This window comes from Streptococcus parasuis, from assembly GCF_021654455.1.
Lineage (GTDB): Bacteria > Bacillota > Bacilli > Lactobacillales > Streptococcaceae > Streptococcus > Streptococcus parasuis.
Map to the genome: position 1 here is coordinate 1,147,463 of NZ_AP024276.1, position 12,161 is coordinate 1,159,623.

The following is a 12,161-nucleotide window of genomic DNA, read 5'->3' on the forward strand; positions in this document are numbered from 1 at the left end:
TCTCACTCCTTCAAACGAATTTCTCCATAATGAAATTTTTGATTGGGTCTTACATGACGTTTAAAGCCAAATTCTTCAAAAACACTGTCTCTGAAATGAGCCTTGACAAGAATTTTTTCCCTTGCAACCCGTTTTGCCTCAAGAAGCAACTCTTTTGACAATCGACTTCCGTCAGCCATCTCCACTAAACCAGCAAGATTGTTTGATTCCTTGATTTCTTCTGAAAACATGGGATCAAAGTAAATGACATCAACAGACTTATCTATTTGTTCTTTCAGATAGGTTAAACTATCTATACATTTAGTTTGAACGGATCGCATAGCACAATCCACCAGCACATTACTACTGTTGAAATCCTGTAAACCACGACTAACAATAAAATAAATAAGCCGTGAACTCTCCAAGGATGTCACCTGATGACCTGCACTTGCTAATACGATACTATCAGAAGCCAGTCCCATGGTACAATCTAAAATCGTTTTCTTTGATGCCCCAATTAGATCTAATAGCGGATCATGTCCTGCTTTTATTCGCAACATCGCTGTGTCAGGGTGGAAAAAGAAGGTTTGACCATTTCTCTGCTCTAAAACAATCTTATTTTGATAGAGCACAAGCACCTTTTCTGCTCCCTTTAATAAAGAAGAAACGGACTGCTTGTTTCTTTTCAAGTATTCTATACCTAACTCCTCAGCCAGCTGTTTCGCCTTTGCAACAAGATTATCGTCCATCCTCAGACTCGTAGTGATTATTACTTTCATACTGTATCTAGTATACTCAAAAAACAGAATGAACTCAACATTCATCCTGTTTTTAGATCCTATTAAATTGCCTGTGTCATAAAGCTACGGCTTTCTAGAACTTTAACCATGGCTTCGGCAGTATCAAGAGCTGTAAAGAGAGGAATTCCTCCTTCGATAGCAGAACTACGAATCACTTGCCCAGCACCATCTGCTACACGCTTTTTACCAACTGTGTTAATAATAGCTTGGACTTTCCCAGCTCGAACGAGACTAGGAATATCTTGATTTTCAGGATCTCCAAGTTTTCCAATGAGCGTAACAGGTAAGCCATTTTCAATCAGATAGTCTGAAGTACCGACTGTCGCAAACAGACCATAACCCAATTCGTAGAACCGTTTTGCAAGAGCAAGGGCCTCTTCCTTATCTTCATCTGCAATAGTGAAGACAATGTTCCCAAATTCTTCTAGATGCTGATAACTTGCTTCAAAAGCCTTATAGAGGGCTTTTTCAAGTGTGACGTCTGAACCCATAATTTCACCAGTTGACTTCATTTCTGGGCCTAAAAGACTATCTACTTTAGCTAATTTTGAGAATGAGAAGACAGGAGCTTTGACGTGGACTTGTTGACTTTCAGGATAGAGTCCATCTTCATAACCAAGTTCTGATAGGCCTTGCCCCAAAATCAATTTCGTTGCCACTTGCGCCATCGGAATATCTGTTACTTTTGACAAGAATGGAACCGTACGACTGGCACGAGGATTTACCTCGATGACATAAACTATTTCGTCTTTGATGACAAACTGAATATTCATCATACCAATACAGTTCAAGCCGATAGCTAGACGTTTTGTATAATCCGCAATCGTTTCTTGCACCTTTTTTGATAAAGTCTGTGGTGGATAAACTGCCATTGAGTCCCCTGAGTGAACCCCAGCACGTTCAATGTGCTCCATGATACCAGGAATTAACACATCAGTACCATCTGATATAGCATCCACTTCACATTCACGACCTACAATATATGAGTCAACCAAGACAGGGTGTTCGGGCGACGCCTTAACTGCTGTTCGCATATAAGAACGTAGGTCATTTTCATTTTCAACAATTTCCATCGCGCGCCCCCCCAAAACATAAGATGGCCGTACAAGCACAGGGAATCCAATCTTGCGAGCTGCTTCTAAGGCTTCCTCTTCATTTGTTGCAGTTTGCCCAGGTGGTTGTGGAATACCCAAATCTTTCAAGGCTTTTTCAAATAAATCACGATCTTCTGCTCGATCCAAATCAGCTACTTGCGTACCTAAGATTGGAATACCAGCTTTTTCCAATGGTTCCGCCAAGTTGATAGCAGTCTGTCCACCGAATTGAACGATAACACCTTTTGGTTGTTCCAAGTCAATCACGTTGAGGACATCTTCAAGAGTCAGAGGCTCAAAATATAACTTGTCAGAAACAGAGAAGTCTGTCGAAACTGTTTCAGGGTTTGAATTCATAATAATCGCTTCATAGCCTGCGGCCTGAATGGCTTTTACCGAATGGACTGTCGCGTAGTCAAACTCAACACCTTGCCCAATCCGAATCGGACCTGATCCTAACACAAGGACAGATTCTTTCTCAGACCGAATGGATTCATTTTCCCACTCATAGGTCGAATAGAAATAAGGTGTTGAACTTTCAAATTCAGCTGCACAGGTGTCCACCATCTTATAAACAGGAATAATCTTATGATCTGTACGCAACTGACGAATATAGGACTCTGTTCTACCCCAAAGTTCTGCAATTTTACGATCTGCAAAGCCATATTTTTTAGCTTTTTTCAACAAATCAATATTATCATGATTGATTGCTAATTCCTGCTCGATTTCTAATATATGAAGCAGTTTATCAAGGAAGAAGATATCAATTTTTGTTAATTGAGCAAGCTCCTCAACAGTATATCCTCGTCTTAGACCTTCTGAAAGATAGAAAAGACGGTCATCTTGAGCCTTAACAATTTTTTCTACTAAAGCATCATCAGACAAGTGACTTAGCTCAGGCATTTCATTGTGGTAAACACCAATTTCCAAGGAACGACAAGCCTTCAGAAGACTTTCTTCAATGTTACGACCTATTGCCATCACTTCCCCAGTTGCTTTCATCTGTGTACCAAGACGACGTTCCCCTTTTTCAAATTTATCAAAAGGGAAGCGAGGAATTTTAGCAACAACGTAGTCGAGTGCTGGCTCAAACATAGCGTAAGTTGTTCCCGTTACAGGGTTTACCATCTCGTCCAAGGTCAAACCGACAGCAATTTTAGCAGCTAATTTGGCAATTGGATAGCCTGTTGCTTTTGAAGCTAAGGCTGATGAACGAGAAACACGTGGATTCACCTCAATGACGTAGTATTTGAAACTATGTGGATCTAAAGCCAATTGAACATTACAACCACCTTCGATTTTCAAGGCACGAATGATTGTCAGACTGGCATCACGTAGCATTTGATTTTCAATATCTGAAAGCGTCTGAGTTGGCGCAAATACAATCGAGTCACCTGTATGAATTCCAACAGGGTCAAAGTTTTCCATGTTACACACAACAAGGGCATTATCCGCAGCATCACGCATGACCTCGTATTCTATTTCTTTAAATCCAGCAATCGAACGTTCAATCAAACATTGAGTAACAGGCGAAAGTTTCAATCCATTTTCAGCAATTTCTTTCAACTCCGACTCATTGCTACACATACCGCCACCGGTACCTCCTAAGGTAAAGGCTGGACGAACAATTACTGGATAGCCAATTGTCTTAGCAAAAGCCAAGGCCTCCTCAACCGTTGTAACAATTTCAGATTCAGGAATTGGCTGTTGCAAATCCTCCATCAGTTGCTTAAATAGGTCACGATCCTCAGCCTGATCAATTGCAGACAGCTTAGTTCCCAATAACTCAACACCAAGTTCATCTAAAATACCAGCTTTAGACAGTTCCATAGCCATATTTAGACCAGTTTGACCACCAAGTGTTGGTAAAAGAGCATCTGGACGCTCTTTCCGCAAAATACGTGTAACAAATTCAATCGTGATAGGTTCAATGTAAACCTTATCCGCGATTTCTTTATCTGTCATGATTGTTGCAGGATTTGAATTGACCAAGACAACGCTATAGCCTTCTTCTTTCAAAGCTAAACAAGCCTGTGTCCCAGCATAGTCAAACTCAGCAGCCTGACCAATCACAATGGGACCAGACCCAATCACCATAATTTTTTTAATATCCGTACGTTTAGGCATAATTTATGATACAGAGCCCGTTAAGAGGACAAAGCGAAAATAGGAAACTCGACGCTGATGCTTAGAGCATCAAGACGATGTTTATCTTTTTCGCACAATCCTTAGGGCGTGTTCGAATAGGATAATCAAATCTTACTCAAACCTGTATCTTCTCCTTTCTATTTGTCAACTCACAGGTTGACATTAAATAAGATAAGTCCGACGCTTAACAGTTCAGCTCGATAATAGATGAACTGTTAAGCTAGTGCAAGGGATAGCCTGACCTCCATAGAGGCAGGCGTAGGGAAATGAGTTGCTGGCAACCATCGACCTGTCCCTTGCCTTTCTATTTTCTATCTCTCCGGATAGAATTAAACAATAGTCCGACGCAGTAAGGGTTAGCTCGATATTAGTTAAACCTTACTGCTAGTGTCAGAGTTAGCAAAGATCCCATAGGACTTTGCGTAGGAGGACAAATGCGTTCGCATGAAGTCCGACTTGCTCTGACCGACGTGAGAAAATGGATTCGACATTAATCCATTTTCGAGCTAGTGCAAGGGATAGCCTGACCTCCATAGAGGCAGGCGTAGGGAAATGAGTTGCTGGCAACCATTGACCTGTCCCTTGCCTTTCTATTTTCTATCTCTCCGGATAGAATGAAATAATCAACCGATGTCTGAAATCTCTATTCAATCATAATTGAGGTTTTAAAACTAGTGTCTAAGCTAGCAACTGAACGAAAATGCAGCACTAGTTCTCAGAATTCGACTCAACTTTTCAGCTTAGTGGACAATTGCATACGCGCATGTAATCTCGAAGTCGCACTATATTTTGTTTGTCAATTGTGCTCTTGTTTAAATGAGTCCATCAAGTCCATGAATTCATCAAAAAGATAGCTAGCATCGTGAGGACCGGGTGCTGCATCTGGGTGAAATTGTACCGAGAATCCTGGAAGGTATTTATGACGCACACCCTCGACCGATTTATCGTTGATTTCTTCATGCGTAATCATGAGACAATCCGGCAGATCTTCACGCGAAACCGCAAAACCATGGTTTTGGCTTGTAAAGTCTACACGACCAGTTACAATTTCTCTAACAGCATGGTTGAAACCACGGTGTCCAAATTTCATCTTATACGTCTTAGCACCATTTGCCTTGGCATACAATTGATGGCCCATACAAATACCAAAAATAGGGATTTTCCCTTGGATACCACGAATCATTTCCAACGCTTCCGGTACATCATCTGGATTTCCAGGACCATTGGACAACATCACACCATCTGGAGAGAGTGCTAAGATTTCTTCTGCTGTCGTATCAAATGGAACTACAGTAACATTGCATTCACGCTTGGACAATTCACGTAAGATTGAATGCTTCAAACCAAAATCAACCAAGACCACGCTACGCCCAATTCCCGGAGCAGGATAAGCTGTTTTCGTTGATACTTGCTGAATATTATTGGTCGGTAATACTGTCGCACGCAACTGATCTGTCAAATGCTCAATGGAATCACCCACATTTGCAATTGTTGCCTTCATAGTCCCATGTTTACGAATAATTTTTGTTAAGGCACGCGTATCGATACCAGAAATCCCTGGAATATTTTTTGCTTTTAAAAATTCATCTAATGTTAGTTGGTTCCGCCAGTTGCTTGCCCGTCTAGCCCACTCACTAACAACTACTCCTTTACAAGTTGGATTAATGGACTCATAATCATCACGATTGACACCATAATTCCCTACCAAAGGATACGTAAATGTTAAAATTTGACCATTATATGATTGGTCTGTAATGGACTCTTGGTAACCTGTCATGCCCGTTGAAAAAACCAGTTCACCAGTCACATCTAATTCGGAACCAAAGGCTTCCCCTTCAAAAATAGTTCCATCTTCCAAAATTAATCGTCTTTTTGACATAATCAATGATACAAAGCCCGTTAAAAGGACAAAGCGAAAATAGGAAACGCGACGCTGATGCACCAAGCATCAAGACGACGTTTATCTTTTTCGCACAGTCCTTAGGGCGTGTTCGAATATGATAATCAAATCATAGTCGAACACGTATCTTCTCCTTTCTATTTGTCAACTCACAGGTTGACATTAAATAAGATAAGTCCGACGCTTAACAGTTCAGCTTGATAATAGTTGAACTGTTAAGCTAGTGCAAGGGATAGCCTGACCTCCATTGAGGCAGGCGTAGGGAAATGAGTTGCTTGCAACCATTGACCTGTCCCTTGCCTTTCTATTTTCTATCTCTCCGGATAGAATTAAATAATAGTCCGATGCAGTAAGGGTTAGCTCGATATTAGTTAAACCCCACTGCTAGTGTCAGAGTTAGCAAAGGTCCCATAGGACTTTGCGTAGGAGGACAAATGCGTTCGCATGAAGTCCGACTTGCTCTGACCGACGTGAGAAAATGGATTCGACATTAATCCATTTTCGAGCTAGTGCAAGGGAAACTTTTATGCCTTGCCATTCACTATCGCTTCTAAGATAGCCATTCGGACAAATACACCATTTTGCATTTGACGGACAATGCGTGATTTAGGTGCTTCAACCAAATGATCAGCAATTTCTACATCACGATTAACTGGTGCTGGATGCATTACAATTGTCTGTTCTTTTAGTCGTTTATATCTATCCTCAGTTAATCCATGCAAACGATGGTAATGTTCTTTTGAAAAACTTTCTGACCCATCATGTCGTTCGTGTTGAACACGGAGCAACATCAAGACATCTACTTCTTCAATAATCTCATCAATGTTTACATGTTTACCATAAATATCAAATTCTTCCGCATACCATTCTTCAGGACCAGTAAAGTAAATATCAGCTCCCAATCGTTTGAGAATTTGCATATTTGATTTAGCAACCCTCGAATGAGTGATGTCCCCTGCAATAGCGATTTTTAACTGATCAAAGCGGCCAAATTCTTCATAAATTGTCATCAAATCAAGCAGAGATTGACTCGGATGCTGACCTGAACCATCTCCTCCATTGACAATTGAAGTCTGTATTGTCGGACTATCAATCAATTGTTTGTAGTAATCTACCTCTGAGTGTCGAATCACACAAATATCGACTCCTAATGCCGACATGGTTAGAATTGTATCATAAAGGGTTTCGCCTTTATTTACCGAACTCGTACGGGCATCGAAATCTATCATTCCCATGTCTAATCTAAGTTCAGCCATTTCAAATGATTTGTGAGTGCGTGTTGAATCCTCAAAGAATAAATTTGAGGCATAATATTTACGATTTAAAGCAACAGGCTCACCTTTTTTGAAAGCTAATCCCCGTTGGATAAGTCCCAGCACTTCTTCATTCGAAAGTGTTTCCATTGTCACCAAATGTTTTAGAGATACTTTACCATCTACAATTGTCATGATACTTACCGCCTTTAATCTACTTGACTTATTCCGCTTCTACTAATAAAACAGCATCTTGTTGGTCAATTTCCGTCATATGAACAATGATTTCCTCTGTCCGACTTGTTGGAATATTTTTTCCAACATAATCTGCACGAATCGGTAATTCTCTATGACCGCGGTCAACCAATACAGCCAAACTAACGCGAGCGGGTCTTCCAAGTGACACAATATTATCAATTGCTGCACGAATGGTTCGTCCAGTATAGAGTACATCATCTACCAAGATGACATCCCGATCATTGACATCCGCAGTAAAATTCGTTGTATCTTCTTCAACTTTCACATCATCTCGGAAAGGCTTGGTATCTAATTCACCCAGAGGTACATCAATCCCCTCAATTTGCTTCAGCCTTTCTTGAATTCGCTTCGCTATAAAAACACCTCGTGTTTTAATGCCAGCAAGAACGATATTGTCTAAATTTTTGTTGCGTTCGATAATTTCATATGTGATGCGGGTAATCGCCCGCTTCATGGTCATATCATCAACGATTTCTTTTGTCTTCATAAGACCTCCAAAAAATATAGAAAAAGTCTCCTTTTCCAAGGAGACTTTGAAAATATCAGCTAATATGGTCTTTGAGTCCTACGATTATTATGGCAACGAATAAAAAACATTGTTTCCTATTTCCCAATGCTGAGAACCTTGCTCAATATCAAAAGTAAACTAAAAGACAATCAAGACCAGCCTAATGATCATCCGACTCCTTGTCTGCCTCTCTGGACAGGTATTAAAGGATTTATTAAGCAGAGTATAGCATAAAATACTGTCCTTGACAATTTTTTTGTTGAAAAAAATACTAACTTTCGGTTTTTAGTGGAAATCATTTTTAATCTATTTATTAGGCGCAACACGTAGACACTTGATTCCAGCTAATCCAAATCCGCAGATAAGATAGGCCGCAAAAATAATTCCTACATAGGTCAATACATACGACCAGCCATATTTAGGCACATTTAAAAAGAAATAGGCAAATGGACTATCCTTGGCATCCGGAATTGGAATCTTGAGGAAAAAGCCATTGATTAATCCAAAAATCATATACAGAACTGGTAATAACGTCCACCAAATCGGATCAAACCATTTATACTGGCGCTGCTGATCTACAAAGAGGGTATCCAACAAAAAGTACAAAGGAACAACATAGTGGCAAAGTATATTCTCAACACGCCAAAAATCTTCGGCCAGTGGTGCCAACATAAAATGATAGACCACACAGGTAATCATTATTGACATTGTTACCGCAGCCTTTATTCGAAGGAACTGAGGACCTTGTAAATCGTTTCCCTTGAACATGGCATAAACCATATACACAGCGAACAGGGAGACCAGTAAGTTAGACTGTACTGTGTAGTACATAAGCATGCCGATGCCATACTTGATAATCTCCAAAGCTGTACCAGTAACAGCTAAAATAGCCAGCAGACACCTACTGTAAAACAAAATACTTTGATATTTCATAATATCCTTTCAAAAACGCGAAAAGACTGGTCAACCAGTCCTTTCCAAATCTATACTAAATTTTCTTAACGAACTCAGATTTTAACTTCATCGCACCGAACCCATCGATTTTGCAATCAATGTTGTGGTCACCTTCGACGATACGAATCCCTTTAACACGTGTACCTTGCTTCAAATCCTTAGGTGCACCCTTGACTTTCAAGTCTTTTATAAGTGTAACAGTATCGCCATCAGCCAAACGATTGCCATTTGCATCAATTGCCACTGGACCATTTTCTTCTTCAGCCACATCAGCTGGGTTCCATTCATAGGCACATTCAGGGCAAACTAATAGTGCTCCATCCTCATAAACGTATTCAGAATTGCATTTTGGGCAATTTGGTAAAGTTTCCATTCATTTTCTCCTCAAATGTTATCTGTACTAGTCTATCATCTTTTTATAAAATGAGCAAGTGGGCCAAAATCAGCAAGCTCCATTGCCACTTCCATTCACCAAACTGAAATTTTCACAATTTTTTCAGAGAATGGTCTGTTCTCGCGCCCCCTAGCCTTTAGCAGTTCGACGAAGATACTCTAGTGTATCTTGAAAAATAGCTGGCGCTTCTGCTGTAAAAGCAACTACCTCTCCAGTTTTCGGATGAGTGAATCCAAGAGTTCTGGCATGGAGAAATTGGCCATGTCCTTTTAAAGTTTTTCGGGGACCATAAACTTCGTCCCCAGCAACTGGATGACCAATATAAGCCATGTGAACCCGAATTTGGTGGGTTCTACCTGTTTCTAATGTCAATTCAACTAAGGTATAGTCACCAAATCGTTCCAATACTTGGAATCTCGTGACCGCTTCTTTCCCTTTTGCCGTCACAGCCTGTTTCTTACGATCCTTTTCAGAACGACCAATAGGTGCTTCAATGACTCCACGATCATTTGGAAGGTTTCCATGTACAATGGCCCAATACTTGCGAAGGGATTTTTTATCTTTTAACTCAGTTGCGAGTTTTGTATGAGCATCATCGTTTTTAGCAATCATTAATAAACCTGAGGTATCCTTATCAATTCGATGAACAATCCCAGGACGAAGGACTCCATTGATACCTGACAAGTCTTTGACATGGTATAGAAGTGCATTAACTAAGGTCCCAGAAGTATGCCCAGCTGAGGGGTGCACAACCATTCCTTGAGGTTTGTTGACAACAGCGACATCTTCATCTTGATAAACAATATCTAAAGGAATATCTTCAGCGACATAATCAATTTCTTCAATCTCTGGTACTTGATAGGTAATGATTTCCCCTTCTTGTACAGTATATTTTGCCTTCTTTACTTGACCATTGACCAATACCTGACCAGCCTTGATTTGGTCATTTGCCACCGAACGAGATAACTCTGTCAATTCTGACAATGCCTTATCCAGACGAACACCGCCTGTTTCAACCTTTATTTCCATCATACTCTTCTTTCAATATACAAATAAATAACAATCCAACCCCAACCGACAAGCACATATCAGCGACATTAAAAATCGGAAAATTTATAAAATCCAGGTGAAACATATCAACAACATACCCCAAACGAACACGGTCAATAAAGTTACCCAAAGCTCCAGCCATCATCAAAGAAAGACTAAATAATGTCCATAGACTTCCTTTTATCTGTCGAATATAGTACCAAACCAGCCCAATCAATACAACAATAGTTACAATCGTAAAAAACCATTGTTGATTTTGCAAAATCGACCAAGCTGCACCATAGTTGCGCAAATAGGCCAAACTCATGAAACCTGGTAAAAATTCTCTTACTGAATCTAACTCAATATTCGCAACTGTCCAAGCTTTCACATATTGATCAATAGCAATTAAAACCGCCGCAAGGAGCGGAAACCCAAATTTACGCATGTTCTTCCTTCTTTTTATCAAAATATGACTGCATAGTCTCCACAAAATCCTGTGCGCATTGACTCAATTCATCACTCGCACGTTTAACGTAGACCATGCGATTGTCAACTTTTCCTTTAAATGGTATTACTGTAATCCCATTCACACTCTCATCATCCAAGTAACCCGAACCAGTCGCATAAGCGTCTGTACGTTCTAAAATGCCATTTAAGGTAGCTCGATCTGTCACATCAAAAACTACTGATGAGTCAGAGGTGTCAATCAGATTTTCTGAATAATATAGATAGGCTTCCTTCTCTTGGGTAAATCGAACAGTTGGTAAACCAACCAAATCTGCTGGTTCAATTTCTTCTTTATTTGTCAAGGGATGGTCTTCCCGAAGGTAGATATGTGTTTGGAAATCAGATAAATCAATCGCTTGCAAATGAAGTTTATCTAACTTTTGCATAATACCTTTCGTATTTTTATCATTTAAATAGATAATACCTAATTCACTATATCCTTGGGCAACCTCATCTAAAATCTGTGCTGTGGTTGATTCAAAAATACGAAAATGAGGATATTGTGGATGTTGTCTCGAAAACTCGGTAATCAATGGAGGTAAAAAATCATAGTGTTGACTAGAAATAGAAAAAGTTTTCTCACCTTCTTCAGGTTGCAAATAAAGATGTTCAAACTGATCAAAACCTTTTACCAAATTTTGAGCTTTTTCATAAAAATCCATCCCTTTTTGCGTTAAAAAGGTGCCAGAACTGGTTCGACTAAAGATTTGAAAACCAAGCTCTGTTTCCAAATCTTTAATGGAAATGGATAAACTTGGCTGAGAAACATACATCTTTTCCGCTGCTTCTCGAAACGTTCCACTATTAGCAATAGCCACTACGTATCGTAATTGTTGAATATTCATCGTGAAATCCTCTTTTATACTACTTTTTCTATTATACCAGAAATATGCAGATTTTGGGAGACTTCAAATTACATCATAAAGCGTCACTTCTATACCAACCTAGAAAAGGGTAAAAGACCGAGGGTTAAAACACACATTTCAACAATCATCAGTCCAAAGTTGGATAGTATCTTTTTCTAATCATTAAAAAAATGGCAATCAAAAGATTGATTTTTCAAATGTTTGGAGAAAACACCTAGACTTCAAACGCATTACACCACACGGCTCCCAACGCATCCACTGCTCCCTACTCTTTAAAGCTGATTCCACCATCAAGAAAGTGCAGGAAAGATTAGGTCACAAGAACATCCAAACCACCATGGACATCTATGCCCATGTCACTCAAAAAGCAAAGAATGAAGTTGCTGATAAGTTCGCTTCCTACATTGGATTTTAAAATATGGGTACCAAAACAAAAAAAACAGACCTTCCGAAATCTCGGAAAGCCTA

Annotated in this window: 11 protein-coding genes; 1 reads left to right on the top strand and 10 read right to left on the bottom strand. The window is 39.7% G+C overall.

What is annotated here, in order from left to right:
- Positions 1–2: 2 nt before the first annotated feature.
- The 10 genes from L6410_RS05745 to L6410_RS05790 form a co-directional block, all read right to left on the bottom strand.
- Positions 3–758, bottom strand: coding sequence for a class I SAM-dependent methyltransferase (locus L6410_RS05745; RefSeq protein WP_237395084.1), 756 nt, complete (start codon positions 756–758; stop codon positions 3–5).
- A gap of 62 nt (positions 759–820) precedes the next feature.
- A complete protein-coding gene (gene carB / locus L6410_RS05750) occupies positions 821–4,000 on the bottom strand; it encodes a carbamoyl-phosphate synthase large subunit (protein WP_024392242.1) in 3,180 nt (1,059 codons plus the stop codon).
- Positions 4,001–4,817: 817 nt separating this feature from the next.
- Positions 4,818–5,900: a carbamoyl phosphate synthase small subunit gene (locus L6410_RS05755; RefSeq protein ID WP_024392243.1), complete on the bottom strand. Its 1,083-nt coding sequence runs from the start codon at positions 5,898–5,900 to the stop codon at positions 4,818–4,820.
- 545 nt (positions 5,901–6,445) lie between these two features.
- Complete coding sequence (locus L6410_RS05760; RefSeq protein ID WP_172071155.1) at positions 6,446–7,369, bottom strand: aspartate carbamoyltransferase catalytic subunit; 924 nt, start codon at positions 7,367–7,369, stop codon at positions 6,446–6,448.
- Between the two features lie 28 nt (positions 7,370–7,397).
- Positions 7,398–7,919 (bottom strand): bifunctional pyr operon transcriptional regulator/uracil phosphoribosyltransferase PyrR, encoded by a 522-nt coding sequence (gene pyrR, locus L6410_RS05765; protein WP_024392245.1) that lies wholly within the window; start codon positions 7,917–7,919, stop codon positions 7,398–7,400.
- A gap of 327 nt (positions 7,920–8,246) precedes the next feature.
- On the bottom strand, positions 8,247–8,873 hold the full coding sequence (locus L6410_RS05770) for a Pr6Pr family membrane protein (RefSeq protein WP_237395085.1): 627 nt from the start codon (positions 8,871–8,873) through the stop codon (positions 8,247–8,249).
- Positions 8,874–8,928: 55 nt separating this feature from the next.
- Positions 8,929–9,267 carry a zinc ribbon domain-containing protein YjdM gene (locus tag L6410_RS05775; protein WP_024392247.1) on the bottom strand — a complete coding sequence of 113 codons (339 nt, stop codon included), beginning with the start codon at positions 9,265–9,267 and terminating at the stop codon, positions 8,929–8,931.
- Between the two features lie 150 nt (positions 9,268–9,417).
- Positions 9,418–10,317 carry an RluA family pseudouridine synthase gene (locus L6410_RS05780; RefSeq protein ID WP_237396722.1) on the bottom strand — a complete coding sequence of 300 codons (900 nt, stop codon included), beginning with the start codon at positions 10,315–10,317 and terminating at the stop codon, positions 9,418–9,420.
- Positions 10,301–10,765 (bottom strand): signal peptidase II, encoded by a 465-nt coding sequence (gene lspA, locus L6410_RS05785; protein ID WP_024392249.1) that lies wholly within the window; start codon positions 10,763–10,765, stop codon positions 10,301–10,303. The genes L6410_RS05780 and lspA overlap by 17 nt, the downstream gene beginning before the upstream one ends.
- On the bottom strand, positions 10,758–11,672 hold the full coding sequence (locus tag L6410_RS05790; protein WP_024397081.1) for a LysR family transcriptional regulator: 915 nt from the start codon (positions 11,670–11,672) through the stop codon (positions 10,758–10,760). Before L6410_RS05790 ends, lspA begins: the two co-directional genes overlap by 8 nt.
- Before the next feature lie 205 nt (positions 11,673–11,877).
- Between L6410_RS05790 and L6410_RS05795 the strand changes: the two genes are divergently transcribed.
- The gene (locus L6410_RS05795) at positions 11,878–12,108 is read left to right on the top strand and encodes a tyrosine-type recombinase/integrase (protein ID WP_272877467.1); all 231 of its coding nucleotides are present in this window, start codon (positions 11,878–11,880) and stop codon (positions 12,106–12,108) included.
- Positions 12,109–12,161 lie beyond the last annotated feature (53 nt).